At 72.6% G+C, this 25,869-nt stretch carries 26 protein-coding genes; 13 read left to right on the top strand and 13 right to left on the bottom strand.

What is annotated here, in order from left to right:
* The first annotated feature begins 73 nt into the window (after nt 1–73).
* A complete protein-coding gene (locus ID574_RS33290; protein WP_188192949.1) occupies nt 74–529 on the top strand; it encodes an Lrp/AsnC family transcriptional regulator in 456 nt (151 codons plus the stop codon).
* A 57-nt stretch (nt 530–586) separates the two neighbouring features.
* Here the strand turns inward: ID574_RS33290 and lipA are convergent, their stop codons facing one another.
* From lipA to ID574_RS33250, 8 genes are all read right to left on the bottom strand, one after another.
* Entirely contained in the window at nt 587–1,516 is a 930-nt protein-coding gene (gene lipA, locus ID574_RS33285; RefSeq protein ID WP_188192948.1) for a lipoyl synthase, read from the bottom strand.
* A gap of 42 nt (nt 1,517–1,558) precedes the next feature.
* Nucleotides 1,559–2,539 (bottom strand): M48 family metallopeptidase, encoded by a 981-nt coding sequence (locus ID574_RS33280; protein ID WP_188192947.1) that lies wholly within the window; start codon nt 2,537–2,539, stop codon nt 1,559–1,561.
* A 75-nt stretch (nt 2,540–2,614) separates the two neighbouring features.
* Nucleotides 2,615–3,307 (bottom strand): lipoyl(octanoyl) transferase LipB, encoded by a 693-nt coding sequence (gene lipB, locus ID574_RS33275; protein WP_188192946.1) that lies wholly within the window; start codon nt 3,305–3,307, stop codon nt 2,615–2,617.
* 38 nt (nt 3,308–3,345) lie between these two features.
* The gene (locus tag ID574_RS33270) at nt 3,346–4,083 is read right to left on the bottom strand and encodes a Type 1 glutamine amidotransferase-like domain-containing protein (RefSeq protein ID WP_188192945.1); all 738 of its coding nucleotides are present in this window, start codon (nt 4,081–4,083) and stop codon (nt 3,346–3,348) included.
* A 39-nt stretch (nt 4,084–4,122) separates the two neighbouring features.
* The gene (locus tag ID574_RS33265) at nt 4,123–5,016 is read right to left on the bottom strand and encodes a TIGR01777 family oxidoreductase (RefSeq protein WP_188192944.1); all 894 of its coding nucleotides are present in this window, start codon (nt 5,014–5,016) and stop codon (nt 4,123–4,125) included.
* Nucleotides 5,017–5,407: 391 nt separating this feature from the next.
* Nucleotides 5,408–6,904, bottom strand: a complete 1,497-nt coding sequence (gene sucB / locus ID574_RS33260) for a 2-oxoglutarate dehydrogenase, E2 component, dihydrolipoamide succinyltransferase (RefSeq protein ID WP_188192943.1) — start codon at nt 6,902–6,904, stop codon at nt 5,408–5,410.
* Nucleotides 6,905–6,942: 38 nt separating this feature from the next.
* Nucleotides 6,943–8,307, bottom strand: coding sequence for a dihydrolipoyl dehydrogenase (gene lpdA / locus ID574_RS33255; protein WP_188192942.1), 1,365 nt, complete (start codon nt 8,305–8,307; stop codon nt 6,943–6,945).
* A gap of 50 nt (nt 8,308–8,357) precedes the next feature.
* Entirely contained in the window at nt 8,358–9,827 is a 1,470-nt protein-coding gene (locus tag ID574_RS33250; protein ID WP_188192941.1) for a leucyl aminopeptidase, read from the bottom strand.
* A gap of 118 nt (nt 9,828–9,945) precedes the next feature.
* On the opposite strand from ID574_RS33250, the gene ID574_RS33245 reads away from it, so the two are divergent.
* The 3 genes from ID574_RS33245 to ID574_RS33235 are packed head-to-tail and all read left to right on the top strand — an operon-like array spanning nt 9,946 to nt 12,145.
* Complete coding sequence (locus tag ID574_RS33245) at nt 9,946–10,293, top strand: GntR family transcriptional regulator (RefSeq protein ID WP_188192940.1); 348 nt, start codon at nt 9,946–9,948, stop codon at nt 10,291–10,293.
* Nucleotides 10,290–11,261 carry a DUF1648 domain-containing protein gene (locus ID574_RS33240; RefSeq protein ID WP_188192939.1) on the top strand — a complete coding sequence of 324 codons (972 nt, stop codon included), beginning with the start codon at nt 10,290–10,292 and terminating at the stop codon, nt 11,259–11,261. Before ID574_RS33245 ends, ID574_RS33240 begins: the two co-directional genes overlap by 4 nt.
* Nucleotides 11,258–12,145 carry a CPBP family intramembrane glutamic endopeptidase gene (locus ID574_RS33235; RefSeq protein WP_188192938.1) on the top strand — a complete coding sequence of 296 codons (888 nt, stop codon included), beginning with the start codon at nt 11,258–11,260 and terminating at the stop codon, nt 12,143–12,145. Before ID574_RS33240 ends, ID574_RS33235 begins: the two co-directional genes overlap by 4 nt.
* A 19-nt stretch (nt 12,146–12,164) precedes the next feature.
* On the opposite strand, the gene ID574_RS33230 is transcribed toward ID574_RS33235, so the two are convergent.
* Nucleotides 12,165–13,103 carry an adenosylcobinamide-GDP ribazoletransferase gene (locus tag ID574_RS33230; protein WP_188192937.1) on the bottom strand — a complete coding sequence of 313 codons (939 nt, stop codon included), beginning with the start codon at nt 13,101–13,103 and terminating at the stop codon, nt 12,165–12,167.
* A 33-nt stretch (nt 13,104–13,136) separates the two neighbouring features.
* Here ID574_RS33230 and ID574_RS33225 point away from each other — a divergent pair, with 33 nt between their 5' ends.
* Nucleotides 13,137–13,937, top strand: a complete 801-nt coding sequence (locus ID574_RS33225) for an ABC transporter ATP-binding protein (RefSeq protein WP_188192936.1) — start codon at nt 13,137–13,139, stop codon at nt 13,935–13,937.
* A gap of 75 nt (nt 13,938–14,012) precedes the next feature.
* On the opposite strand, the gene ID574_RS33220 is transcribed toward ID574_RS33225, so the two are convergent.
* Nucleotides 14,013–15,032 carry a bifunctional adenosylcobinamide kinase/adenosylcobinamide-phosphate guanylyltransferase gene (locus ID574_RS33220; protein WP_188192935.1) on the bottom strand — a complete coding sequence of 340 codons (1,020 nt, stop codon included), beginning with the start codon at nt 15,030–15,032 and terminating at the stop codon, nt 14,013–14,015.
* Nucleotides 15,033–15,698: 666 nt separating this feature from the next.
* A complete protein-coding gene (locus tag ID574_RS33215; RefSeq protein WP_188192934.1) occupies nt 15,699–16,421 on the bottom strand; it encodes an SCO2322 family protein in 723 nt (240 codons plus the stop codon).
* A gap of 82 nt (nt 16,422–16,503) precedes the next feature.
* On the opposite strand from ID574_RS33215, the gene ID574_RS33210 reads away from it, so the two are divergent.
* Entirely contained in the window at nt 16,504–16,710 is a 207-nt protein-coding gene (locus ID574_RS33210) for a hypothetical protein (RefSeq protein WP_188192933.1), read from the top strand.
* Nucleotides 16,711–16,776: 66 nt separating this feature from the next.
* On the opposite strand, the gene ID574_RS33205 is transcribed toward ID574_RS33210, so the two are convergent.
* Nucleotides 16,777–17,775: an aldo/keto reductase family protein gene (locus ID574_RS33205; protein ID WP_188192932.1), complete on the bottom strand. Its 999-nt coding sequence runs from the start codon at nt 17,773–17,775 to the stop codon at nt 16,777–16,779.
* A 57-nt stretch (nt 17,776–17,832) separates the two neighbouring features.
* Here ID574_RS33205 and ID574_RS33200 point away from each other — a divergent pair, with 57 nt between their 5' ends.
* A complete protein-coding gene (locus ID574_RS33200; RefSeq protein WP_188192931.1) occupies nt 17,833–18,747 on the top strand; it encodes an SMI1/KNR4 family protein in 915 nt (304 codons plus the stop codon).
* 67 nt (nt 18,748–18,814) lie between these two features.
* Here ID574_RS33200 and ID574_RS33195 read toward each other — a convergent pair whose 3' ends face one another.
* On the bottom strand, nt 18,815–19,399 hold the full coding sequence (locus ID574_RS33195; RefSeq protein WP_223167311.1) for a DUF3043 domain-containing protein: 585 nt from the start codon (nt 19,397–19,399) through the stop codon (nt 18,815–18,817).
* 152 nt (nt 19,400–19,551) lie between these two features.
* On the opposite strand from ID574_RS33195, the gene ID574_RS33190 reads away from it, so the two are divergent.
* The 6 genes from ID574_RS33190 (at nt 19,552) to ID574_RS60345 (ending at nt 25,709) form a co-directional block, all read left to right on the top strand.
* Nucleotides 19,552–20,382 carry a PspA/IM30 family protein gene (locus tag ID574_RS33190; RefSeq protein ID WP_188192930.1) on the top strand — a complete coding sequence of 277 codons (831 nt, stop codon included), beginning with the start codon at nt 19,552–19,554 and terminating at the stop codon, nt 20,380–20,382.
* The gene (gene pspAA, locus ID574_RS33185; RefSeq protein ID WP_188192929.1) at nt 20,379–20,657 is read left to right on the top strand and encodes a PspA-associated protein PspAA; all 279 of its coding nucleotides are present in this window, start codon (nt 20,379–20,381) and stop codon (nt 20,655–20,657) included. Before ID574_RS33190 ends, pspAA begins: the two co-directional genes overlap by 4 nt.
* 46 nt (nt 20,658–20,703) lie before the next feature.
* Nucleotides 20,704–21,561 (top strand): zinc metalloprotease HtpX, encoded by an 858-nt coding sequence (gene htpX, locus ID574_RS33180; RefSeq protein WP_262496082.1) that lies wholly within the window; start codon nt 20,704–20,706, stop codon nt 21,559–21,561.
* Between the two features lie 5 nt (nt 21,562–21,566).
* Complete coding sequence (gene pspAB, locus ID574_RS33175) at nt 21,567–22,127, top strand: PspA-associated protein PspAB (RefSeq protein ID WP_188192927.1); 561 nt, start codon at nt 21,567–21,569, stop codon at nt 22,125–22,127.
* 25 nt (nt 22,128–22,152) lie between these two features.
* Nucleotides 22,153–23,523, top strand: coding sequence for an alpha/beta fold hydrolase (locus ID574_RS33170; RefSeq protein ID WP_188192926.1), 1,371 nt, complete (start codon nt 22,153–22,155; stop codon nt 23,521–23,523).
* 101 nt (nt 23,524–23,624) lie between these two features.
* Nucleotides 23,625–25,709, top strand: coding sequence for a serine/threonine-protein kinase (locus ID574_RS60345; RefSeq protein ID WP_223167310.1), 2,085 nt, complete (start codon nt 23,625–23,627; stop codon nt 25,707–25,709).
* The last annotated feature ends 160 nt before the right edge of the window (nt 25,710–25,869 follow it).

Genomic DNA, 25,869 nt, shown 5'->3' with positions numbered 1-25,869 from the left:
AGGCCGGGCGCGGGAAGCGACGATCAACGGCTCTTCCGGCGCCTCGCCGATGATTTCATGGAAAATGTCGGGCATGACCGCTGTTTCGCTTGACGAGACCGATCTGCGCATCCTGGAAGCCCTGCAGCGCGACGGGCGGGCCAGCTATGCCGAACTGGCGCGTACCGTGTCCATGTCCGCCAGCGCCGTCACCGAACGGGTCCGTCGCCTGGAGGAGAGCGGCGTCATCAGCGGCTACTCCGCCGTCGTGGACCCGGAACGCCTCGGGCTCGGCATCCTGGCCTTCGTCCGGCTCCGCTACCCGACCGGCAACTACCGCCCCTTCCACGACCTGATCGCCACCACGCCCGAGATCGTGGAGGCGCATCACGTGACCGGTGAGGACTGCTTCGTCCTGAAGGTCCTCGCCCGCTCCATGCGCCACCTGGAACGGACGACCGGCCGGATCGCCGGCCTGGGCTCCGTCACGACCAGCGTCGTCTACTCCAGCCCGCTCAGGAACCGCGCGGTCACCATGACGGACTCGTGACCGCGGCCGGCGGCACGAAAGAGCCCCGGGCCATCGCGCCCGGGGCCTCGTACGGGCTCAAGCGGTCTGGCGCGCCTCGATGGCCTGCTTGTAGAGCCGGCCCGCGCGGTACGACGAGCGGACCAGCGGCCCGGACAGGACGCCGGCGAAGCCGATCGCCTCGGCCTCGGCCTGCAGCTCGACGAACTCCTCAGGCTTGACCCACCGCTCCACCGGGTGGTGGCGGGGCGTCGGCCGCAGGTATTGGGTGATCGTCAGCAGGTCGGTGCCGGCCGCGTGCAGGTCACGCATGGCCTCGACGACCTCCTCGCGGGTCTCGCCCATCCCCAGGATCAGGTTGGACTTGGTGACCAGCCCGGTCTCGCGGGCCATCGTGATCACCGCGAGCGAGCGGTCGTAGCGGAAGGCGGGACGGATGCGCTTGAAGATGCGCGGCACCGTCTCGACATTGTGGGCGAACACCTCGGGCCGGCTGGAGAAGACCTCCTCCAGCTGGTCGCGGTTGCCGTTGAAGTCAGGCACCAGGAGCTCGACGCCGCAGCCCGGGAGCAGGGCGTGGATCTGGCGCGCGGTCTCGGCGTAGAGCCAGGCGCCGCCGTCGGGCAGGTCGTCGCGGGCGACGCCGGTCACGGTCGCGTATTTCAGGCCCATCTGCTCGACGGACTCGGCGACCCTGCGCGGCTCGTCGCGGTCGTACTCCTTCGGCTTGCCGGTGTCGATCTGGCAGAAGTCGCAGCGGCGCGTGCACTGGTCGCCGCCGATGAGGAACGTCGCCTCGCGGTCTTCCCAGCACTCGTAGATATTGGGACAGCCCGCCTCTTCACAGACCGTGTGCAGGCCCTCTCGGCGCACGAGCGATTTCAGCTCGGTGTATTCGGGGCCCGTCTTGAGCTTGGTCTTGATCCACGGGGGCTTGCGCTCGATGGGGGTTTCGGCGTTGCGCACCTCCAGGCGGAGGAGCTTTCGGCCTTCAGGAGCAACGGTCACCTCCCCAGCTTACGTCTCGCGGTGAACCGGCCTGTTCAAGGGTCACGTGATGAGGCCGAAGCCGCGGATCGCCCGGGTGTAGTGGGCCGACAGCTCCTCGTCGATCCGCTCGGACTCCCGCGTGCCGAGCAGCTCCGATTCCGGGGCCGAGGTGAGCACACCGTCGTCGGTGAGCCGGAACCTGGCCAGCGCCCGCTGCCTGATCGACGCCACGCTCTCGCCGCGCAGCGCCGCCGCCTGCATCGGCGCCAGGTAGCCGCCGCCCGCCAGCTCCTCCAGCTCTGCCAGGTCCCCGTCGGAGGCCGCCCGCCGCGCCAGCGCCTGCTGCCGCAGCCTGGTACGGGTCTCGGCGGCGCGGGCCAGCCGGGTCAGCGCGTACCTCGCCAGCAGCACGGGGCCGCCGAACACCCGGCCGAGCAGGCGGCCGAGGAACCCGGCCACCTCGTACGTGGTGCCCGGCTGATCGGCGACACCCAGCGAGGCAGCTGTGATCTTGGTTTGCGCCTCCTCCCTGACCCGCAGCGGACCGGCCTCCATCAGGGCGTCCCGCCACGCCTCCAGCGTGTCCAGCGCGCCGCCGACGATCAGCTCCTCGCCGGTCGGCACGCGGGCGTACGCGACCGCCAGCAGCGTCACCCGCTGCCGGGGCGGCAGGGCCAGCCACAGCGGCAGCCCGACGACCAGCGTCGGCGTGCGCGGCAGGCCCACGCGGTCATACCACGTCTCGGTGGCCAGGTCCCTGATCGCGACACGGCGCGGCCGCTTCACGCCGATCCGGTCGGCCACGCGGTCGGCGACGGCGTACAACTCGGGGGCCGCGGCGCGGTCGAGCACCTCGGCGTCGGCGGGGAGCCGGTTCAGGCGCGGCCGCAGCACCCAGCCGACCGCCAGGCTCAGGCCGCCGAGCAGCCACGCGAGGAAGGAGTCGGCGTGCGCGATGACGGCCCACGCGCCCAGCGCGACGAATCCCAGCGTGATCAGGTGCACCAGCAGCGCGAGGACGAGAGCGAGGAGGCGCTTCACACGCGAGATGGTAAGCCGGAGATATCCAGATTTCTGCAGCGATGAGATGCCGATCCGGTTACCCCGGCAGACGGCTCACCGGCGCAGGAGGTCTTCCTCGTGCAGCTCGAACGCCTCCATGCCCAGCGCCTCGGCCAGCCGCTTCTCCGCCATCGGCATGACCTCCTCGACCACGATGCGGCGGCCGGTCTCCGCCGACAGTGAGGAGACGCCCACGTCGGGCAGCCCGCACGGCACGATCCTGTTGAACCACCGGGGGTCGTTGGCGCAGTTGAGCGCGAAGCCGTGCATGGCGACGCCGCGCGAGACCCGCAGGCCGACCGCGCCGAGCGCACGGTCGGGCAGCCCCAGGGCGGGGTCGCCGATCGCCCAGACGCCGCCCCGCCCGGGCACCCGCCGAGCCGAGACGCCGAAGTCGGCGCACACCTGGATCATCGTCTCCTCCAGGCGCCAGGCGTACGCGGTGATGTCCGTGACCCCGATGATCGGATAGGCGACGAGCTGGCCGGGACCGTGCCAGGTGAGGCGGCCGCCCCGGTCGACGTCGATGACCGGGGTGCCGTCGGACGGACGCTCGTGCGGGGCCGTGCGCTTGCCCGCCGTGTAGACGGGTGCGTGCTCGAGGATGAGGACGGTGTCGGGCAGCTCGCCCGCGACGCGCTTGCCGTGCACCCAGCGCTGCAGCGACCAGGCCTGCTCGTAGGGGACGTCGACGCCGAGCCGGACGATGGCGAGTGCGTGGGGATCGTCCCCGGGGGTGGGGCGCATGAGCCTATTGTGCCGTTCCCTCACCCTTGAAGGGTAATTCAGGGGGTGAGGAGACGAGGCTCGATCCTGAACTCCTTGACCCCGTTCTCCCCGTCGTGTTCGAGCCGGTAGGCGTAGCCGCCCGGCTCGACGGTGACCGCCTGGATGAACTCCGTGCCCACGTAGTGAAGGGCGACGCCCTCGTCGGCGGCGTAACCGCCGGGCAGCTCGCCGCTCGCCACCGACTCGTGCAGCAGGGGGCGGCGCTGCGGGTCGGAGTCGTAGTGGACGCCGCACGAGTAGGGCAGCAGGGCGAGCCCGTCGGACCAGGGCCGCAGCTCGGGGCCGAAGGAGTCGGTGTTGCCGCCCACGTGCCAGCACAGGGCGCCGGCGCTCTGCCCGCACAGCACCACGCCGGCCCGCCACGCCTCGGTCAGCGCCTCGTCCAGCCCGTGCAGCCGCCACAGCGCCATCAGGTTGGCCACGCTGCCGCCGCTTACGTAGATCATGTCCTGCTCCAGGATCCACGCCCTGGGGTCGGCGACGTTGGGCATCGGGAACACCGTCAGGTGGCTCACCTCGACGTCCCAGTCGGCGAACGCGCCGTACATCTTCAGCAGCCAGTCGGCGGAGTCGCCGGTCGCGGTGGCGAGCAGGCCGAGCTTCGGCCGGTCCTGCCCGGTCAGGTCGAGCGCGTAGCGCAGCAGACCGCTCGGCTCGATGAAGCTGTAGCGCGGGCTCGGGCGGAACGAGCCGCCCCCGATGGCGACGATGTGCGACTGTCCTGACCGGGCCATGTAAAGATCTCCCCACCTGAACGAATGACGGAACGGCCACTACAGTACGGCGCTCAGTGCCTCGTCGAGATGCGTATGGGTGAAGCGGTAGCCGCTGTCGAGCAGCTTGCGCGGCAGGACGCGGTGGCCCGGCAGCAGCGCCTCGCGGGCGAACTCGCCCAGGCCGGCGGAGAGCGCGAACGCCGGAACGGGGATCGGCATCGCGCTCCTGCGCAGGGCCGCGGCGAGCGTGCGGGTGAACTCGGTGTTGGTGACGGGGGAGGGGGAGGTGAAGTTCACCGGCCCGGCCACGTCCTGATGCTTCAGCACGTGCAGCGCGGCCCCCACCCAGTCGTCCACGCTGATCCACGACCAGTACTGCTTCCCCGACCCCAGCGGCGCCCCCAGCCCCATCTTGAAGATCGGCAGCATCCGCCCAAGGGCGCCGCCCTTCTTGCTCAGCACCAGCCCGGTCCGCATGCGCACGGTCCTGATCCCGGCCTCCGCGGCCCGGCCCGCCTCGGCCTCCCAGCGCTCGCACAGGTCGGCCAGGAACCCCGTCCCCTTGCCCTGGCCCTCGTCGATCTCCCGGTCGCCGGTGTCGCCGTAGAAGTCCACTCCTGAGGCGGACAGAAGCACCTGGGGCGGCGCGGCCACCTCGCGCATCGCGTTCACGAGCAGCCGGGTGCCCTCCACGCGGCTGGACACGAGCTCGCGCTTGTACGCCTCGCTCCACCGCTTGTCCCCGATCGGCGCGCCGGCCAGATGCACCACGGCCTCGGCCCCGTCCAGCGCCGCCAGGTCGACCACCTGCTCACCCGGCTGCCAGAACGCCTCATCGGGGGCGCGCGGCGTCCTGCGCACCAGCCGCACGACCTCCCGGCCCTCGTCCCTGAGCGCCTGGACGAGCACGGGCCCCAGCAGCCCCGACGCCCCCGTCACGATGATCGCCATACGCCCACAGTACGCCCGCCACCCGCCGAACGCCGTCCTGGCGCGTACTGCGCCCCGGCATTCGCGTCCACCTGCGCCGACCGGCCGCGACGCAACGACGCGGCGGGGCGCCCGGCATCCCGGCGTGCGTTCTGCACCGCGCCGCTCCTTCGCTCCCTTTCCCCCTGTCCTGAGCACTGGCCCGGAGGTGCTGCACGTCCCGGCGGCCCACGTTTCCGCGTCCCGTCGGGCCGCGTCCCTGCCCGCATGCTGTGGCCGCACATGTGCATCGGCTCCGGGGCCGGTGTCGCCGCCGGCCGCGGCGGAGGGCCGGGCGCAGAAGCGACGCGCACTCGGAAAACGAAAGGCCGGACGCCCCAGTGCAGGGGACGTCCGGCCGTTCGGGCGAGCCTTACGCCAGGCCGAGCTGGGCCTCGAAACGGCCCTCCTCCAGACGGCGCTTGATCGTCGTCAGGAAGCGCGCCGCGTCCGCGCCGTCCACCAGGCGGTGGTCGTACGTCAGCGCCAGGTAGACCATCGACCGCACCGCGATGACCTCGCCCTCAGGCGTGTCGACCACCACGGGCCGCTTCACGACGGCGCCGGTGCCGAGCATGCCGACCTGCGGCTGGTTGAGGATCGGCGTGTCGAACAGCGCGCCGCGGCTGCCGGTGTTGGTCAGCGTGAACGTGCCGCCGGTGATCTCGTCGGGCGTCACCTGGTTGTTGCGGGTGCGATCGGCGAGGTCGGTGATCTTGCGGGCGAGACCGGCCAGGTTGAGGTCGCCGGCGTTCTTGACGACCGCCGCCAGCAGGCCGCGCTCGGTGTCCACCGCGATGCCGAGGTTCTCGACGTCGAAGTAGGTCACCTCGTTGGTCTCGTTGTTGATCGTGGCGTTGAGCTTCGGGTGCTGCTTGAGCGCCTCGACCGTGGCCATCGCGAAGAACGGGGTGAAGGTCAGCTTCACGCCCTCGCGGCGGAGGAACTCGTCCTTCGCCCGCGCCCGCAGCCGCGCGATCTTGGTGACGTCGACCTCGACGACCGACGTGAGCTGCGCCGCGGTCTGCAGCGACTCGACCATCCGCTTGGCGATGGTCTGGCGCAGCCGCGACATCTTCTCCGTGCGGCCCCGCAGCGTCGTGTCGACCTCCACCGGCTCGGGCGCCGCGGCGGCCGGAGCCTGCGCGGCCGGAGCCTGCGCGGCCGGAGCCGGGGCGGCGGGAGCGGGCTGCGCGGCGGCGGGCTGGGCGGCGGGAGCCGGGGCGGCCTGGGCCGCGGCGGCCTTCTCGCGCTGCGCCTTGGCCGCCTCGAGCACGTCCTGCTTGCGGATGCGGCCGCCGACGCCGGTGCCGGTGATCGAGTCGAGGTCGACGCCGTGCTCGTTGGCGAGCTTGCGCACCAGCGGCGTGACGTACGGGCTCTCGCCCGACGGCAGCGGCGTCGGCTCGGCGACCGGCTGCGCCGGGGGAGCGGCCTGCGGGGCCGGAGCAGGCGCGGGAGCCGGAGCGGGCGGCGGCGTCGGCTGGGCGGGCTGCGCAGGCGCCGGCTGCGGGATCGAGGAGACCGGCGGGGCCGGCGTGGGGGCGGGCTCAGGCTCAGGCTCGGGCTGCGGCGCGGGCGCCGCGGCGGGAGCGGCGGCCTCGGGGGCCGGGGCGGCGGCGCCCGGCTGGGCGTTCTCGTCGATGACGGCGAGCTCGGCCCCGACCTCGACCGTCTCGTCCTCCGCCACCACGATCTTGGTGAGCACACCCGCGGACGGCGACGGGATCTCGGTGTCGACCTTGTCGGTCGACACCTCGAGGAGCGGCTCGTCAGCTTCGACGCGCTCGCCCTCCTTCTTCAGCCAACGGGTTACGGTGCCCTCGGTCACGCTCTCGCCGAGCTGGGGCATCTGTACGGAGACCGGCATCGTTATTCTTCTCTCGCGTTCTGATCTCGAGGGCTGGACTAGTTGTGGACGTGCAGCGGCTTGCCGGCCAGGGCCAGCATCGCCTCACCCATGGCCTCGGACTGGGTCGGGTGTGCGTGGATGAGCTGGGCGACCTCTGCGGGCAGCGCCTCCCAGTTGTAGATCAGCTGACCCTCCGTGACGAGCTCGCCGATGCGCCGGCCGACCATGTGGACACCGACGACGGGGCCGTCCTTCTGGGCGATGACCTTGACCGCGCCCGAGGTGCCGAGGATCTGGCTCTTCGGGTTTCCCGCGAGGTCGTAGACCTGCTCGACGATCTCGATGCCGCGCTCGGCCGCCTGCGCCGACGTGATCCCGACCGAGGCGACCTCGGGGTCGGAGTAGGTGATGCGCGGCACGCCCGCGTAGTCGATGGGCGGCGGGTTGAGCCCGGCGATGTGCTCGGCCACCATGATGCCCTCGGCGAAGCCGGCGTGGGCCAGCTGCAGCGTCGGGATCAGGTCGCCGATGGCGTAGACGCCCGGCACGGACGTGCGGCAGTGCTCGTCGACCACGACCGCGCCGCGCTCGATGGCGATGCCCTGCTCCTCGAAGCCCATGCCCGAGGAGACCGCGCCGCGGCCGACCGCGACGAGCAGCAGCTCGGCGTCGAGGGTCTTGCCGTTGGCCAGCGTGACGACGACGCCCGTCTCGGTGGTCTTGGCGCTGTCGAAGAAGACGCCCAGCTCGTATTTGATGCCGCGGCGGCGGAAGGCCCGCTCGAGCAGCTTGGAGCTGGACTCCTCCTCGGTCGGCAGCAGGTGCGGCAGCGCCTCGACGATGGTGACCTCGGCGCCGAACGAGCGGTAGACGCTGGCCAGCTCGACGCCGATCACGCCGCCGCCCAGCACGATGACCGAGGTGGGCACGCGGTCCATCTTCAGGGTGTGCTCGCTGGTGATGACGCGCTCGCCGTCGATCTCCAGCCCCGGCAGCGTCTTGGGCGCCGACCCGGTGGCCAGGACGAGGTTGCGGCCCTCGTAGATCTCCGAGCCGACCTGGACGCGGTTGGCGCCGACCAGGCGGCCCTCGCCTTCGACGATCGTCACGCCCGCGCCCTTGAGCAGGCCCTGCACGCCCTTCCAGGCCCGCGTGACGATCTTGTCCTTGAAGGCGTGGACGCCCTGGACGTCGATGCCCTCGAAGCGGGCCTTGACGCCGAAGGACTCGCTCTCGCGCGTCTCGTCGGCGACCTCGGCCGAGTGCAGCAGAGCCTTCGTGGGGATGCATCCCCTGTGCAGGCAGGTGCCGCCGATCTTGTCCTTTTCGATCAGGGCGACCGACTTGCCCAGCTCAGCCGCCCGCAGGGCGCAGGCGTATCCGCCGCTGCCGCCCCCCAGGACGACGATGTCATAGGCCACGGAAGGCTCCTTGTCGGGGTGTTCGTGTAGCCGTCATCTTTCCATTTGTTTCAGATGCTCGCGTGCCGCTCGGCGAGTCCGATGAGGGTGCGGGTGATGGCGCCCGTGCCGCCCTTCGGGATATAGCCGTACGGCTCGCCCTTGTTGAAGGCGGGCCCGGCCATGTCGATGTGGGCCCAGCGCACCCCGTCGGGCACGAACTCCTTCAGGAAGATGCCCGCCGCCAGCATGCTGCCCCACCGCTCCGGCTGGAGGTTGGCGATGTCGGCGATCGGTGAGTCGAGGCCCTTGCGCAGCTCCTCGGGCAGCGGCATGCCCCACGCGCCCTCGCCGGCCGCGCCGGCGGCCTCGACGACGAGCTCTCTGATGGCGTCGTCGTTGGCCATGACGCCGGCGGTGCGCCAGCCGAGCGCGACGATCTGCGCGCCCGTGAGGGTGGCCACGTCGACGATCAGGTCGGGGTCGTCCTCGGCGGCCCTGGCGATGCCGTCCATCAGCACCAGGCGGCCCTCGGCGTCGGTGTCGAGGACCTCGACGGTCTTGCCGCTGTAGCTGTGGATGACGTCGGAGGGGCGCTGCGCGGTGCCGCTCGGCAGGTTTTCGGCCAGGCAGAGGTAGCCGACGGCGTTGACGGGGAGGCCGAGCCTGGCGATGCCGAGCATCGCGCCGAGCACGGCGCCCGCGCCGCCCATGTCGGACTTCATCCAGTCCATCGCGTTGGACGGCTTGAGCGACAGGCCGCCCGAGTCGAAGGTGATGCCCTTGCCCACGAAGGCGAGCGTCTTGCCGGCCTCGGGGTGGCGGTAGGACAGGCGGACCAGGCGCGGCGGGTTGGCCGAGCCCTGGCCGACGCCGATGAGGCCGCCGTAGCCGCCGTCCTTGAGCTGCTTGTCGTCGAGGACCTCGACGCTCAGCCCCGCCTTGCCGCCGACCTGCTCGGCGATCTCGGCGAACTTGGCCGGCCACAGGTCGGACGGAGGCGTGTTGACCAGGTCGCGCACCAGCGTGACCGACTCGGCCAGCACGCTCGCGCGCTCGGCGACGGCCTCGGGCTGCCCGGAGACCACGGTCAGCTCGGCCACCGGCGGCTTCTGCTCGCCGTTCGTGCGGTAACGGTCGAAGGCGTACGCGCCGAGCAGGCCGCCGAGCGCGACCGCCTCGGCCTCCTCGAGGGAGCCGGCGGGCAGGGCGAGGGCGGCGCGGGAGGTGCCGGCGAGTGACCGTACGGCGGCGCCGGCGGCGCGGCGCAGACCCTCGGCGTCGTAGGAGTCGCCCAGCCCTACCGCGACCAGCAGCGGGGCGGCGATGGCACCGAACGTGGGCAGCTTGGCCACCTCCCCGCTCTTGCCGGAGAAGGCGACGGCCGCGAGCGAGGCGGCCAGCCTGCCCCCGAAGGCCCCGTCGAGGGACTCGGCGCCCGGGGCGGGGCTGGGGCCGTCCTGGCCGGAGCGGAAGCCGACGATCAACGCGTCGGTGTCTAGCGAGACGGGATCTGCTGAGTTCAGCCGCACGGTGGTCACGTAAACCGATGCTATCCAGGTCTTCTGCGTACTCACAAACAGGGGTTCATCCTACAAATCTTCGGCCTCCACCTCCCGTTCATGCTGCGCGAGACATGGTGCTAGTCTCATTGGCACCATGTTGCTGACGCTCGATCTCAATGACGCTCGGCCCCTGCACGAGCAGGTGGCCGGCGCGATCCGGCGTGCGATAGGGGAGGGCTCCTATGCGCCGGGAGACCGCCTCCCGCCCGCCCGCGACCTGGCGCGCGCGCTCGGCATCAACCCCAACACCGTGCTGCGCGCGTTGCGCGACCTGCGCGACGAGGGGCTGCTGGAGTTCCGGCGCGGGCGCGGCGTCAGCGTCGCGGGCCGCGCCGACGGGCGCGCGCTGCTCGTGCAGCGGGCCCGCGAGCTGCTGGAGGAGGCCAGAAAGCACGGTTACGACCGCGACGACCTCATCGCCATCCTGGAGGAACTGCCATGAACCCCCGCCTCGCCGCCATCTCCTGGGGCCTGCTGGTCACTGCCGTGCAGGTCCTGTTGCCGATGGCCGTGCGGGATCGGCTGCCTGATCCGCTGGCCACGCACTGGGGACCGGGCGGCGTCGCCGACGGCCACATGTCGTTCCTCGCGTACCTGGCGATGGCGGTGACGGTGTGGGGTGTGCCGTGGCTGGCCGTGCTGGGCGCGGCGGTGCGCGGCAGGGTGCCGGCCCGGAGGCAGGGCCGGATGTTCTGCTGGGGCCTGCTGGCCGGGATGGGCGTGTTCGCGGCGGGCATGAACGCCACGACCGTCCTCGCCAACCTCGACGCCCCCCACTGGTCCGCGGCGCGGCTGCCGGGCTGGGGCGTCCCCGCGGTCATCGGCGCCATGCTGGCCGCCGCCGTGCTCGCCGGCCGCTTCGGAAGGGGGGCGCCCGACCCGGCCGCTCCCCCTGGGCGGACGCCGCCCCGCCTGCGGCTCAGGGCAGGGCAGCGCGCCGTCTGGGTCGGCCATGTCGCCAACCCGTGGCTGGGGCTCACCGCCGCCGTCGCGGGCGCGGCCATCGCCCTGCTGGCCGTGCTCCACCTCGCCGGGGTGGTGCCGGGCGGCCTGGCGGCCTCGGTCCTGCCGGGCCCGGTCCTCATCCTCGTGCTCGGGCTGCTCACCTCGTCGCTCTCCGTGCACGTGAGCGACGACCGGGTCGTCATCCGGTTCGGCCCCCTGGGCCGGCCGGCGCGCCGCATCCCGATCTCCAAGATCCGGTCGGCCTGGTCGGAGGAGCGATCTCCGAGCGGGGTCGGCGGATGGGGCGTCCGCGGACTGCCCGGGAGTGCCACCATCATGCTGCGCGGCGGCGAATGCCTGGTGCTCGGCTATCGGGGAGGCGGGCAACTGGCGATCAGCATCGACGACGCCACGCGCGGCGCGTCCCTCATCAACGCTCTCATCGCCGAACGAGTGGAGCCATGAAAAGACCCCTCCTCATCTTCATCGTCCTCGCCTTCGGGCTGTCCTGGGCGGCCGTGCTCCCCGTCTGGCTGGACGGCGGGCTGAGCTCGCCGCTGACGCCCGGGCTGGCCACACTCATGATGTTCACCCCCACGGCAGGCGTGCTCGGCGTGTGGGCCGTCTCGCGCAAGCCGTTCAAGGAGTGGGCCAGGGAGACCGGGCTGACCCTCGGCGAGCGCAGGGGCCGCACCGGCGCGCTCGTGCTCGCCGCCTGGCTCGGCGTCCCGCTGCTGGTGTTCCTGTCGGTCGCCGTGAGCGCCGTGCTCGGGCTGGCGTCCCTGGACCTCGGCGGGCTCTCCATGCTCCGGGCGACGCTCGAGGGCCGGGGCGTGCAGGTGCCCGCCGATCTCGGCACGGTGGCCGTGCTGCAGGTCGTGGTGGCGGTCGTGGCCGGTCCGGTGCTCAACGCGATCCCGTCGCTGGGGGAGGAGTGGGGCTGGCGCGGCTGGCTGGCGCCCCGGCTGGTCTCCACGAACGGCGTCTTCGCCGGACTGCTGCTCTCCGGCGCGATCTGGGGCGTCTGGCACGCCCCCCTCACGCTGCTCGGCTACAACTACCCCCGGCTCGGGTCGTGGGCGGCGCTGTTCTTCATCGGCTTCTGCGTGCTGGCCGGGGTGGTGCTCGGCTGGCTGCGGCTGCGGACGGGCAGCGTGTGGCCCGCCGTCGTGGCGCACGGCTCGCTGAACGCGGTCGCCCCCGTCGCCCTGCTCCTGGGCGACGCCGCCGAGCCGCCGAACGAGGTGCTGGTCGGGGTGGCCGGCCTGGTGGGGTGGGCGCTGCTCGCGGTGACCGCCGCGGCCCTGCTCCGCTTCGTCCCGATCCGGCAGCCGGAGCGGGTCTCCTGACCCTCGGCCGGGCGGCGGCTCAGCCGAGGATCGCGCAGGCCACCAGCGCGGCGGCCGCCGCCGTCTCCACCAGCGCGCCGAGGACGTCGCCGGTGATGCCGCCGAGCCGCCGCCCGGCGCGCCGGAGCAGCAGCATGGCGGCCCCCAGGCCGGTGAGCAGGCCGAGCGGCAGCGTGAGCGAGGCGGGCAGCCCCAGCCCGGTGGCTCCCGGGTAAGGACCCGTCCACGGGGTCGTGCCGGAGACCACCCCCATCCACGCGTCGGCCGACGCCGGCTGATCGGCGTACTTGAGCCCGGGCGTGAGGAACTCCCCCTCCTGCCTTCCTTCCGCGCGGACGTCCGACCCCGTGAGCCATGCCGCCGACTCCCGCTCCCAGACGCGCAGGTCGACGGTCAGGCCGATGAAGGCGGACGCGAGCAGGGCGGCCACGGTGACGAGCCAGGGGGCGGAGGGGCGTACCGTGCCCGCGACCATCGCCCCCAGCCCGTCGGGACGGGCGGCGGGGACGCGCGCCCGGCAGGCCCACGTCAGCATCAGCCGGCCCGCCAGGCACGCCGTCACCAACGCCGCGAACCCGGCCTCCGCCAGCGCCGCCGCCTGCACGAGCAGCGTGAACACCAGCGCCATCACGCCGAACGGCCCGATGTCCGACTTCTTCATGATGGCGAGCGCCTGTTCGGCGGGCTTGCCGCTGCCCAGACCGTCGGCCAGATCGGCGAGCCCGTCCAGGTGCAGGCCGCGCGTCAGCACGGCCAGCAGCCCGAGCGACAGCGCCGCCCCCAGCAGCGCCGGCACGGGGAGGAACAACGGCAGACCGGCGACCGCGCCGAGCACCACGCCGACGGCCGGCGCCAGGATCATCGCCTGCCCCGCGACCTCCCGATCCACCCGTCCGCCGCGTACGGGGAAGACACTGAGCGTGCCGACGGCGAACCGCACCCCGTCCAGAAGTCGCATATCGGACGATCGTAGGGCCACTAGTGTGGCGGGATGCACGTGGTTGAACTCGAAGGCGTAGGTGTCCGAGTCGTCGGCAAGTCCTTGCTGGACGCGGTCGATTGGCAGGTGGACTACGGCGACCACTGGGCGGTCCTCGGCCCCAACGGCGCGGGCAAGACGACGCTGCTCTCACTGGCCGGCGCCGTGCGGCATCCCAGCGAGGGCACGGTCAAGGTGCTGGGCCACCGGCTCGGGCGGGTGGACGTGCGGGAGTTGCGCCGCCACATCGGCCTGGTCGCCTCCAGCCAGCGGCTGATCGACGAAGAGCTCATGGAGGAGGAGGGGGCGACCGCGCACACCGTGGTGCTGACCGGGCACACGGGGACGAGTGTTCCACTGTGGGACAAGTACGGGGACACCGAGCGGGACCGGGCCCTGCGCATGCTGGCCGACGTGGGCTGCAAGGACCTCGCCGACCGGCCGTTCCGGGTGTGCTCGCAGGGCGAGCGGGCCAGGATCAGGGTGGCCAGGGCGCTCATGGCCGACCCGGCGGTGCTGCTGCTCGACGAGCCGTTCGCGGGGCTCGACCTGCCGGCGCGGGAGGACCTCATCGCCACCATCGAGGACCTCGCCACGACGAGGCCCGTGCTGACCACGGTGACGGTGACGCACCACCTGGAGGAGGTGCCGGCGACGACCACGCACGCCATGCTCATGCGCGACGCCAGGGTGCTGGCCGCCGGGCCGGTGTCGGACGTGCTGACCCCGGCGAACCTCTCCGACTGCTTCGGCCGCCCCCTGCACGTGGACCGCCTCGACGGCCGCTGGTACGCCAGGGCCGTCCGCCCGTAGCCTGCGGCGTTTCGCCGGGTGCCGATGCGCCCGCGACGACCGACCGGCGATCGCCGCGGTTCCCGTCCGCGGCGGTCACAGGGCGAGCGGGCGTCCCGCGACCACCAGCGCCACGTACTCGGACTCGGCGGCGAGGCGCTCGTTGAGCCGGCCGAGCGCGTCCCTGAACGCCCGCCCGCTGGCGGTGGCGGGCACCACTCCCATCCCCACCTCGTCGGACACCGCGACAATCGGCCGCGGCGTCTGCCGCCACGCCGCCACCAGCTCGTCGCACCGCCCCTCGACGGGGGCGCGGTCGCCCTCCCAGGCCCCGTGCGCGTCGAACACCGCCGCCAGCCAGGTCCCCAGCCCGTCGATCAGCAGCGGCCTGGCGGCGCCCCGGATCGCGCCGGCCAGGTCGATGGTCTCGACGGTGTCCCAGTGCGCGGGGCGCCGCGTCCGGTGGGCCCTCACCCGCGCGGCCCACTCGCCGTCTCCCACGCCGTCCGGCCCGGTCGCGACGTAGGTCACGTACGGCTCGGCCGCCAGCCGCAGCTCCGCCTCCGCCGACTTCCCCGACCGGGACCCGCCCAGCAGCAACGCACGCCGCACCAGGTCGCGCGGAGTCGCGTGCTCCGCCCCGGTCTCCAGCACCGTCCCATCCGGTACGGCGACCGCGCCCCACAGCCGCAGCCGCCTGGCCAGCTCCTCCTCCGACCGGACCCGGTGATCGAGCCCGACGGCCACCACCCGGGTCCCCTCGTCCACCAGTCCCGCCCGCCGCAGCGCCCCGAGCCGTTCGGGCCGGTCCAGCAGGTCGATCAGCACCACGTCGTACCGGGAGGGCCCGTCGTACCGGGAGGGCCCGTCTGGCGGCAGGTCCTGCCCTGGTGGCAGGCACACGAGGGCCGTGCCGTCCGGCCCGCTCAGCCCGAGGCCGCGCGCGCAGGCCCGGTACCCGGGCGGCACGTCGGCGAAGGGGAAGGGGATGACGTCGTCGACGACGAGCTCGAACGGGCGGCGATGGCCGGACGGCAACCCGGCGCAGGAGGCGCACCCGCACCCGGGCACGGGCCACCCCGACGCACTCGCCGTGCCAGAGAGAAGGACCTTCACCGCGCCGAGCGTACAAAGGCACACGCGCCGCACATCACCCGCCCCGAACCCGACGCCGCCCGAACCCGACGCCGCCCGAACCCGACGCCGCCCGGACCGGACCCGCCCGCCCCGACTCCGCACGTCCCGAATCCGCGCGTCCCGAATCCGCGCGTCCCGAATCCGCGCGTCCCGAATCCGCGCGTCCCGAATCCGCGTGTACCGGATCCGACCCTCCCGGACCGGTCGTAACCCGCTGCGCCCGGGCGCACCCCGCCCGCCCGGGAGCGCCCCCCGCCGGGACCTAACGCCGACCGCTTGGGCTGGGCACGGTGGCTCCGCGCTGGATCGGGCCACGGCTGGGTTGGGCGGCGGGTGGTCGGCGGGTGGTCGGCGGCACCGCCGGGGCGGGCGGCTGGAGGGGTGCCCCCTGAGTGACCGCTGCCCGACGCTCCAACCGTCGCCGCTGGCCTAGCGACGCGGGCGGCTCGCCCTGACGCAGACGGTCCTGTCGGACAGCGCGGCGCCACGGAGAGCGGCCTAGAGCGGTGGCGAGCCCGCCGACCCGTGACGGCGGGACCCGGAGCTGTGGTCGGCCCCACGGGTGGCGGAGGGCCAGCAGCGTGGCCCGAGGTGGCGGAGGGACGGGAGTGTGGCCGCCCGCGGGGGCGGGCGGGATGGGATCGGCTAGCGGCCTGCTGGGATGGCGGGCTTGCGGCGGTGGTGGCGGGTGGCGGCCACGGCGGTGCCGCCCAGGAGGGCCAGCGCGCCCACTCCGCCCGCGATCAGCGCGATCGGCAGGCCGTCCCCCGATACGGCCGCGGGCGCGGCGGCGGTCACCGCGGCGCCGCCCTTCTGCCTGGCCGGGTAGTCGTTGACGGCCACCACGTCGCCCTGCCCGTCGACGCGTACCTTGGCCGCCGAGGCGAGCAGGCGCGCCGCGGTGGCGTCCTCGGCGCCCGCCACGCACCTGACCACCTGCCGGCCGGGCGGGCGTTCGCCGGGGTAGGCGTCGGTGTCGGCGTCGCCGAAGTCGACCGCCACCGCCACCCGCTTGTGCCCCGACCCGGCCGGGTCCGCCCCGCACACACCCTCGAACGACGGCAGCTCCCCGCCCGGGGACTCGCTCGCCGCCCCGTCGGGCGCCGCGGAGAAGCGCCAGCCGATGACCGCCCCGTCCGGCGGCGAGTAACCGGCGGAGGACGCCAGCCAGGCCGTGCCGTCGCTCTGCCAGACGCTCCACACGCGCATGGCATCAGGATCGCCCGCACCGGGCAGAGGGGTGGCAGACGCGGCGGAGGGAGAGGCGACGGCGGAGAGCGGGACGGAGAGCAGGGCGGCGGCCCCGAGGGCGACCCCGGCGGCGACCCCGGCCGCGACCCTGGCCGCGACACGGCATGCGCGCAGCATCGATTGACCTCCAAGCTCGGGAGTAGGGTTCCAGTGCCGTCGGAAGGTGCGCCGGCGAACCCGCGGAAAAGGAGCGTATGGCATGACATGGCGGTGGCGTTATGAAAATGCAAATGGTGGTGAGGTGACGGACCGCCCTTTGCCGCGAGAAGTTTTTCCGAGCCAGGCGGATGCGGAGTCCTGGCTCGGCGAGAACTGGCGTGACCTGCTCGAATTGGGTGTCGAGCAGGTGGCGCTGCTCGACGAGGACCGCGTCGAATACGCGGGATTGTCATTGCGCCCGGAGTGAATCCGGGATAAATGAAAAACCCCTTGAGCGCTGTTGTGGCTCAAGGGGTTTTTGTTGTCGCGCCCGTTACGGGCGGGTGCGCGGGCTCATCGTCTTGGCCGGGTCACGCTCGACGACCGGGCCGAGCACGTCGTCGATCCGCCGCAGCACGTCCGCCTCCAGCTTGACGCCGGACGCCTTCACGTTGTCGCGCACCTGCTCGGGACGGCTGGCGCCGACGATGGCGCTGGAGACGTTCGGGTTCTGCAGCACCCAGGCGATCGCCAGCTGTGCCATGCTCAGCCCGAGGTCGGCGGCGATCGGCTTGAGCTCCTGTACGCGGGTCAGCACGTCGTCGTTCATGAACCGGGCGATCATGGCGCTGCCGCTCGCGTCGGTGGCCCGCGAGCCCTCCGGCGGCTGCTGCCCGGGCACGTACTTGCCGGTGAGCACGCCCTGGGCGATCGGCGACCAGACGATCTGGCCGATGCCCTCCTTCTCGCTCAGGGGCACGATCTCGGCCTCGATGATCCGCCACAGCATCGAGTACTGCGGCTGGTTCGACACGATCCGGTCGAACCCCATCTCGTCCGCGATCTTCAACGCCTGCGCGATCTGGTCGGCCGTCCACTCGCTGACGCCGATGTAGAGGACCTTGCCCTGGCGTACGAGGTCGTCGAACGTCTTGAGCGTCTCCTCCAGCGGCGTCTCGTAGTCGAACCGGTGCGCCTGGTACAGGTCCACGTAGTCCGTCTGCAGGCGGCGCAGCGAGCCGTTGATCGACTCGGTGATGTGCTTGCGCGAAAGGCCGCGGTCGTTCTGACCGGGCCCCGTCGGCCAGTAGACCTTGGTGAAGATCTCCAGCGACTCCCTGCGGACGCCCTTGAGCGCCCGGCCGAGCACCTCCTCTGCCTTCGTCCCCGCGTAGACGTCCGCGGTGTCGAACGTGGTGATGCCCTCGTCGAGCGCCGCCTGAACGCACTGCTTGGCGGCGTCCTCCTCGACCTGAGAGCCGTGGGTGAGCCAGTTACCGTAGCTGATTTCGCTGACCTTGAGACCGCTGCGACCGAGGTGTCGGAATTCCATGGATCCGACCTTAATCCCGGTCCATGGGGTGATCTGTTTCGGGATAGGGTGCGCGACGTGCTGAAGCTCGTACGGCTCGCGTTGACGGCGGCCATCCTCACCGCGATCGCGGTACGGCTGCGCCGTCGCGCCCGCATGCCCGACACCCGGCCGGAACCTCCCGCGCGGCGGCCGGCGACCGGCCCGCGGATGGGCCTGGTGTGGGCCGCGATCGCGGCGATCGTGGTGGTGACGCTGGCGGCCGCGGTGCTCCCGACGGAGGCGCAGCAGGCGGCGGAGGACGAGCGGAGGGCGTCCCGGGCCGAGCGGGCGGCTCTCACGGCCAGGCCGGGCGACCCGGGCACGCCCGTTCCCACCGGGCCGCCCGTCACGCCGGCGCCGCAGCCCGTCCCGGCCCTGACGCCGGCCGAGATCCCCGGCCCCGACTGCTCGCCTGCCCCGCGCCCCGTCACCGTGCGGCCGATCGATCCCGGGGTCGAGCAGGCCGTGGACCGCCAGTGGCGGCGGATCGAGCGGTGGCTGAAGGCGAACGCGCCCCGGACGTACCGGACGCTCGGCGGGCCCGGCAGGGCGCGCACGATCGCCGTCGCCGAGTCGCAGATGGGCGTGGACTTCCCCGACGACCTGCGGGTCTCGCTCCTGCGCCACAACGGCTCGCGGGGAGCGTCGGTGTTGGGCTTCTGGTCTCACGGCGCACACGCCCTCAGCATCCGGGAGATCAGGGACACCTGGCGCGACATGTGCTCACGGGAAGGCACGGACATCGGCACCGATCGCGCCGCCGAGTACTGGAACGGCCGGATGATCCCGTTCCTCTATTTCAAGGAGCGCGACTCCGAGAACGCGGAGTACGCCGTGGTCGACCGCCGGCGGCGCCGTCGCATGGGACGACAGGGTCTCGGGCATGGCGCCCCGCCTGCCGTCCACGTACGCGCTGCTGCGGGCCGTCGCCGACGCCCTGGAGCAGGGTGAGGACGTCGACGGCCGGCGGCCCGCGGTCAGGCGTGGCGTGCTGCGCTGGGAGAACGCCGGGTAGGCGCTACTTCTTCGGCGGGACCGGCTTGCCGCCGGGCAGCACCGCGGGCGGCGGGAAGCGCAGCCTGCGGATCTGCAGCGCGCGCATCGCGGCGTAGAAGCCCACGCCCCTGACGGGCTCGTCGGGCAGCTTCTGCGCCACCAGGCGCTTCACCTTCCACGCCACATAGACGGAGGTGAGCAGCACGCCGAGCATCATGATCGGCCAGCCGATGGTGATCACGAGGTTGAGCACCAGCGCCCGCATCTCCATGGGCCACGGAATCCACGTGGCCAGCAGGATCACTAGCGAGAACGGCAGGAAATACTGGCTCGGCAGCCGCCGCGCGTCGACCCAGTCACGCGCGAACTTGCGCGCGGGGCCCTTGTCGCGGACGGGAAAATACCGCTCATCGCCTGCGAGCATGCCCTTGCGGGCTTTCTCGCGCTCGGCGGCCTGCTTGGCCCGCATCTGCCGATAGGCCTCTTTACGGTCTTTCGGCGCGTTGACCGGCTGGCGCCGCCTGCCTTCGGCATCTCGGCGCTTTGGGGTGGGACGTCCTTTACCTTGGGGCTTAGGATCGTCAACGGGGACGGGGGTGTCGTCCACGGAGGTTTGGGAACGGCGTCGCAACACGACGTCAACCCTACCTGGAGTGCAACTTAGTGACGCCCCCGTGCGTTATGCGTAGGGTAATCCCAAGGCGGCTGCGCTGCATTGGGTGACCACCAGCACGACCTAGAAGGGGACGGCCGACGCGCATGAGCGTGATGAAGAGACTTTCGATGATCTTCAAGTCCAAGGCCAACAAGGCCTTGGACAAGATGGAGGATCCGCGCGAGACCCTGGACTACTCCTACCAGCGGCAGCTGGAGCTGCTGCAGAAGGTGCGCCGGGGCGTGGCCGACGTGGCCACGTCGCGCAAGCGGGTGGAGCTGCAGATCAACGGCCTCGAGCAGTCCGCCAGGCGTCTGGAGGAGCAGGGCCGCAAGGCGCTGTCCGTCGGACGTGAAGACCTCGCCAGGGAGGCGCTGCAGCGGCGCTCCAGCCTGCAGTCGCAGATGGCCGAGCTCAAGGTCCAGCACGACAACCTGCAGGCCGAGGAGGAGAAGCTGACCACGGCTTCCCAGCGGCTGCAGGCCAAGGTCGACTCCTTCCGCACGAAGAAGGAGACGATCAAGGCGACGTACACCGCGGCCGAGGCGCAGACGCGCATCAACGAGGCGTTCTCCGGCATCTCCGAGGAGATGGGCGACGTCGGCCTGGCGATCCAGCGCGCCGAGGACAAGACCGCGCAGATGCAGGCCCGCGCCGGCGCCATCGACGAGCTGCTGGCCAGCGGCGCGCTCGACGACTTCACCGGCAACCGCGGCGACGACATCCAGGCCGAGCTCGACCGCATGGGCGGCGGCATGGACGTCGAGCTGGAGCTGGCCAAGATGAAGGCCGAGCTGGGCCAGGGCCCGGCGCCGCAGAGCGCCATCGAGCAGGGGCAGCCGCAGCAGCAGGCCCAGCCTCAGCAGCAGGCGCAGCCCCAGCAGCAGGGCCAGAACTCGACCCAGCAGCTGCGCCAGCCCGGGGAGGGCGCATGATCGTCAGGATCATGGGCGAGGGCCAGGTGGAGATCTCCGCCGACGACATCGTCGTGCTCAACCAGCTCGACACCGAGCTCGAGGCGGCCATCGAGGTCGGCGACGAGAAGGCCTTCCGCGTCAAGCTGCACGCGCTGCTCGACAAGGTGCGCCACGTGGGCAAGGCGCTCCCCGACGACAGCCTTGAGCCGTCAGAGCTGATCCTTCCCCCCGCGGACGCCTCGATCGAGGAGGTCCGGGAGATGCTGGGCGACCAGGGCCTCATCCCGGGCTGAGCCCGTGCGCACGCGGTTCGCGTCCGACCGCGGCCTGACCAGCCGCATGGTCGCGACGATGTTCCTGCTCGGCCTGCTCTACGTCGTGTTCGTCGGCGTCCTGATCGCCCTCGGCGTCCGGGCGCTGACCGTGCTGGTGCTCGCCGGGGGGCTGCTGCTCGTGCAGTATTTCCTGTCCGACCGCATCGCCCTGTTCGCGATGCACGGGCGGGAGGTGTCACCGCAGGAGGCCCCCGAGCTGCACGGCCTGATCGACCGGCTGTGCGCGCTCGCCGACATGCCGAAACCGCGGGTGGCGATCGCGGAATCCGACGTCCCCAACGCGTTCGCCACCGGCCGCAACCAGAAGAAGGCCGTCGTCTGCGTGACGACCGGCATCCTGCGCCGCCTGGAGCCTCAAGAGCTCGAAGGCGTGCTGGCCCACGAGCTGTCGCACGTCGCGCACCGCGACGTCGCCGTCATGACGATCGCCTCGTTCCTCGGCATCGTGGCCGGGCTCATGACCAGGGTCGCCCTCTACACGGGGATCGGCGGCCGCCGGGGCGGCGGCCAGGGCGGCGTACCCGTCGGAGCGATCATCCTGCTGGTGTCGGCGCTCGTGTACGCCGTCAGCTTCCTGCTCACCCGCGCCCTGTCGCGCTACCGTGAGCTGGCCGCCGACCGGGCCGGGGCGCTGCTCACGCAACGCCCGTCCGCCCTGGCCGGCGCGTTGACCAAGATCACCGGCGACATGGCCAGGATCCCGACCCGCGACCTGCGCGAGGCGGAGCCGTACAACGCCTTCTACTTCGCCCCGGCGCTGGCCGGCGGCCGGTCGATCGCCACACTCTTCGCCACCCACCCGCCGCTGGAGCGGCGGCTGGAACAGTTGGCCGCCATATCCAAGCAGCTCGGAAGGGGCTGACGCACATGGGCTGGCTCGACGCGTTGCTGGGCCGGTCGAAGCCGGCCAAGCCCGACCTCGACGCGCTGTTCGCACTACCGTCCGCGGCCGTGACACTGCAGGCCGCGACCGGGCTCGAGCCCACCGGCCTCGGCTCGGTGTCCTTCCGCGCCGCCGAGGGCGGCGCCTTCGCCACCCTCGAGAACGACGTCAAGGCGCTGCTCGGCGACCGCGTCGAGGAGTCCGGCGACCGCTACGGCTACACCTGGCTGCTGGTGCGCCGCGCGCCCGACGCGGTGAGCGACCTGGTCACCGAGCTGCACGCGGTCAACTCCTCGCTGGAGTCGGCCGGGTTCGGGCCGTCGCTGTTGTGCTCGCTGGTGTCGTTCGCCGACCCCGACGGGCGGCGGCTGGCGCTCGTCTACCTGTACAAACGGGGCACGTTCTACCCGTTCGCGCCGCTCACCGAGGGAGAGAAACGCGACACCGCTCTGGAGTTGCAGGTCAGGGGCGCGCTGGAGGGCGAGCTTCCGGTGGAGGCCGAGCTCAGCCGCTGGTTCCCGGTCTGGGGCGCTCCTGGGTTGTGATAGCCCAAGGTGATCTAATGATCACGTGGAGCGAAGGTTGTACGTGCTCGCGGCCTCCGCGTTCATCGTGGCGGCCGTGCTGGGCAGTGCCTGGATCACCGGCCAGTTCACCACGCCGGAGGTCGACAGGACGCACGGGTACGTCAGCGAGCTGGCCGCCCGCGACCAGCCGTGGTCCTACCTGTTCCGGATCAGCGACGCGCTGTCCGGCCTGGTCTGCGTGCTCGGCGTGGCGCTCGTGCCCAGGGCGGAGCGCGAGTGGCACGGCTGGCTGGCGCTGGCCGCGTACGGCCTGCTCACCTTCGCCGCCGGGCTGTTCCCGCTGGACTGCGCGGCGCTGAGCGACCCCGGCTGCGGGCGGGACGGCCTGTCCATCGGCCACCGCGCGCACCTCCTGGCCGGGACGCTGGCGACCGGCGCCGTGCTGGCCGCCATGGCGCTGCTGGCCGCGCGGTGGCGCGCGCGGGCGGCGTGGCTGCTCTCGTGGCTGACCCTGGCCGCCACGGCGCTCACCACGGCCGCCGTCGTCGCCGGGAGCGGCGTGGGGCTCGCGCACCGCGCCCAGCTCACCCTCGTCGCCGTTTGGCTGGTGTACGTGGCGCTGCGCCTCATCCTCGCCGAACGGCGCCCCGCCGGGCACGGCACGCCGCACGTGATCGAGGAGGGCGCCGGCCCGGCGGTGCTCATCACGGCGGGACCGGGGGGCGCCTGGTTCCATTGGGACGCTGTGGCCCGGGCCCTGGCCGGGAGCCGCCGCGTCATCCGCTTCGACCGCCCAGGGCTCGGCCTCAGCCCGCGCTCGACGGCCCCGCCCACCCTGTACGCCGAGGTCGCCCGCCTGGCCGCGCTGGCCCCCGCCCACCCGGAGCAGGTCACCGTCGTGGCCCACGGCGTGTCCTGCTGGCACGCGGAGGCGTTCGCCCGGCTGCACCCGCTGTGCGTGGCCCAGCTCGTCCTCGTCGACCCGGTCTGCCCGGACGGCCGCCGGCCCTCGGCCGTCGCCAGGGCCGCGGGCGGGTGGCTGCCCGCGCTGGGCGGCACGTGGGGGGCGACCGCGCTGGCCCGCCTGGTGGGGCCCGCCGCGCACCGGCGGCTCGCCGGCGTGCCCGACCCGCTCGGGATCTACCGCATGGGCAAGGTGCCCGCGGCGGTCGCGGGGGAGTGGCTGGCCCGCCGCGACATGGCCGCCGACCTGCGGCGCATCAGGGAGGACAAGCCGTTCCCCGACGTGCCGGTGACCGTCATCGGCGTCGACGGGCGGGCCGGCTGCGCCGAGCGGCTCGCCGCCGACCTCCGCGCCCGGCTCGTACGCCTGCCGCCGGACGGACGCCGGCTCCGGCCCGCGGACCCGGCGGCGATCGTGGAAGCGATCGCGACCCTGCCGGGTAATGCGTGACGCCGGGCGGGGCGACGCACCAGAATGGGCGGGAAAGACGCCACAGGTGGGGGTTGTCAATGCCGGACCTCGCGGACCCGAGGCCAGAGGATCCCGCGTCCGTGGGTGGATACACCGTCGCCGGGCGCCTCGGCGAGGGCGGGCAGGGCATCGTCTACCTGGCCACCGCGCCCGACGGCGCCAAGGTCGCGCTCAAGCTGCTGCGCGCCGACCTGGCCGGCGACGCCGAGGCGTCGGAGCGGTTCGTCCGCGAGGTGGCGATGGCCCGGCGGGTCGCGCCGTTCTGCACGGCGCAGGTCATCGAGACCGGGCTGTTCGGCGGGCGGCCGTACATCGTGAGCGAGTACATCGACGGGCCCACCCTCGCCGACGTCGTACGCACCCAGGGGCCCCGCTCGGGCACCTCCCTGCACCGGCTCGCGATCGGCACCGTCACGGCGCTGGTGGCCATCCACCAGGCCGGCATTGTCCACCGCGACTTCAAGCCGTCGAATGTGGTGCTGGCCTCCGACGGGCCACGGGTGATCGACTTCGGCATCGCCAGGGCGCTCGACCTCAGCTCGACGCTGACCGGCGCGGTCGTCGGGACGCCTTCGTACATGGCGCCCGAGCAGCTCACCGAGTCCGGCCCCGGGCCGAAGTCGGACATGTTCGCGTGGGCGTGCACGCTGCTGTACGCGGCGTCGGGGCAGGCGCCGTTCGGGCACGACAGCCTGCCTGCGGTGGTCAACCGGATCCTGCACACCGAGCCCGACGTGAGCTCGATCGAGGATCCGGGGCTGCGGGCGCTGGTGCGCGACTGCCTGGCCAAAGACCCGTCCCTGCGGCCCGCGGCCGGCGAGGCTTTGATGCGCCTCCTGGGGCACGCCCCCGCCACCCAGCCGCCCGGCCTGCTCCAGCAGGGCAGCGCCGCCGCCACCTCCGGCCCGCCACCCGGCCCTCCCGGGGCCACCTCCGGCTCACTGCCCGGCCCGCCGGCCGCCGCCTCCGGCGGGTGGGCCGCGGCCTCCGGCGGCCCAGGATCGATCCCCGGCGCCGGGCGGCCCGGAAACGAGTACCCGATGCCCCCTGCCTCCTACCAGGGCCCGCCCACCCGGCCCACGCCGCGCCGGGCCACCGGCTGGATCGTCGCCGGGAGCGCCGCCGCCGCGCTCGTGCTCGTGGCCGCCATCGCCTTCGCCGCCATCCGCCTCGGCGACCTGCCGACCGGGGAAACCACCTCACCCGTCCCCACGGCGGCCCTGACGACCACCTCCGCCCCCACCACGCCTCCCGGCGCCACACAGACGTCGGCCCCGTCGCCCACCACCCGCTCGGTCACGCTCCCGGGCACGTCCGTCCGCATCGAGGAGACCGAGGCCGACCCCATCAAGCTCGCCTCCTACACGGTGAACGGGGGCAAGCGCCTCTACGTCAGAAAGCACTCCACCGACGTCTTCACCAGCGACTCCCGCTACTTCGAGTACGCCTTGGACTCCAAGACGAACCTGGCACTCGGCACCGACGTGGACTACAGCACCGACTACTTCGCCACCGTGTCGATCATCGACCACGCCACCGACGCCAAGCGCCTCGTCAAGATCAGCCCCAGGCCGGTCTTCCCCACCACGCCCCGCTGGTCGCCCGACGGCAAGTACGGCCTGGTCACCCTCTACAAGGACGACGACGGCACCACGCTCGAGTACGGATACGGCATCATCGACGTCGCCGGCGAGAAGGGCCGCGCGTTCGAGATCAAGGAGAAGGGCGCGGGGGAGTGGCGCTTCTTCTGGGACGCGGACGGCCGGGCCGTCGGCACGTGGGTGGGCGGCAAGATGAAGTTCTACGACCTGAACGGCAAACTCCTGCGCACCCTTTCGGACGCGGGCTCGCCGGTGTGGGTGGAGGGCGACGACATCTCCCCGTCCGGCAACCGCTTCCTGGCCCACTGCACACCCGCGGGCACCACCCTCTGCGCCCGCTCCACCTCGGGCGACGACACCAGGCCGATCACCATCCCGTTCGCCACCAACCGCCTCATCGGCTGGTGGGACGACGATCACCTGGCGGTGTGGCGCAGCAGGGGCGCCGGGTACGAGGCCGTGGTGATCGACATGTCGGGGCAGGTCAGCAGGGTGCTGGCGAGCGCGCCGAAGAAGTCCGAGTTCGACAGGATGGGCTTCCGCTTCACCCGCACCGCCTCCTAGGCCCCCGGTTCTTCGCATGATCGACCATGCGCCCATGTGACCGCTCATGGTCTTTCCGTGCCGTGCGAAATGCGGGCCGGGGACATCTCTGTGGGGTGCGCCGGGGATCACGAGCCCGCAGGGAGTGAACAGGCGGGCGGGATTTCCGTAGGATCGGGGA

This window comes from Nonomuraea sp. SYSU D8015, assembly GCF_008065375.1.
Lineage (GTDB): Bacteria > Actinomycetota > Actinomycetes > Streptosporangiales > Streptosporangiaceae > Nonomuraea.
This window is presented reverse-complemented; position numbering and strand designations above follow the sequence as displayed.

Bases quoted from the DNA above. Each gene is read 5' to 3' on its own strand.
- pspAB (WP_188192927.1), top strand. From the start codon at position 21,567: ATGGGCTGGCTCGACGCGTTGCTGGGCCGGTCGAAGCCGGCCAAGCCC.
- ID574_RS33225 (WP_188192936.1), top strand. From the start codon at position 13,137: ATGCACGTGGTTGAACTCGAAGGCGTAGGTGTCCGAGTCGTCGGCAAG.
- ID574_RS33205 (WP_188192932.1), bottom strand. From the start codon at position 17,775: ATGGAATTCCGACACCTCGGTCGCAGCGGTCTCAAGGTCAGCGAAATC.
- ID574_RS33270 (WP_188192945.1), bottom strand. From the start codon at position 4,083: ATGGCCCGGTCAGGACAGTCGCACATCGTCGCCATCGGGGGCGGCTCG.
- ID574_RS33210 (WP_188192933.1), top strand. From the start codon at position 16,504: ATGACATGGCGGTGGCGTTATGAAAATGCAAATGGTGGTGAGGTGACG.
- ID574_RS33245 (WP_188192940.1), top strand. From the start codon at position 9,946: ATGTTGCTGACGCTCGATCTCAATGACGCTCGGCCCCTGCACGAGCAG.
- sucB (WP_188192943.1), bottom strand. From the start codon at position 6,904: ATGCCGGTCTCCGTACAGATGCCCCAGCTCGGCGAGAGCGTGACCGAG.
- pspAA (WP_188192929.1), top strand. From the start codon at position 20,379: ATGATCGTCAGGATCATGGGCGAGGGCCAGGTGGAGATCTCCGCCGAC.
- ID574_RS33215 (WP_188192934.1), bottom strand. From the start codon at position 16,421: ATGCTGCGCGCATGCCGTGTCGCGGCCAGGGTCGCGGCCGGGGTCGCC.
- ID574_RS33290 (WP_188192949.1), top strand. From the start codon at position 74: ATGACCGCTGTTTCGCTTGACGAGACCGATCTGCGCATCCTGGAAGCC.
- lipB (WP_188192946.1), bottom strand. From the start codon at position 3,307: ATGCGCCCCACCCCCGGGGACGATCCCCACGCACTCGCCATCGTCCGG.
- ID574_RS33230 (WP_188192937.1), bottom strand. From the start codon at position 13,103: ATGCGACTTCTGGACGGGGTGCGGTTCGCCGTCGGCACGCTCAGTGTC.
- ID574_RS33235 (WP_188192938.1), top strand. From the start codon at position 11,258: ATGAAAAGACCCCTCCTCATCTTCATCGTCCTCGCCTTCGGGCTGTCC.
- ID574_RS33240 (WP_188192939.1), top strand. From the start codon at position 10,290: ATGAACCCCCGCCTCGCCGCCATCTCCTGGGGCCTGCTGGTCACTGCC.
- ID574_RS33190 (WP_188192930.1), top strand. From the start codon at position 19,552: ATGAGCGTGATGAAGAGACTTTCGATGATCTTCAAGTCCAAGGCCAAC.
- htpX (WP_262496082.1), top strand. From the start codon at position 20,704: ATGGTCGCGACGATGTTCCTGCTCGGCCTGCTCTACGTCGTGTTCGTC.
- ID574_RS33265 (WP_188192944.1), bottom strand. From the start codon at position 5,016: ATGGCGATCATCGTGACGGGGGCGTCGGGGCTGCTGGGGCCCGTGCTC.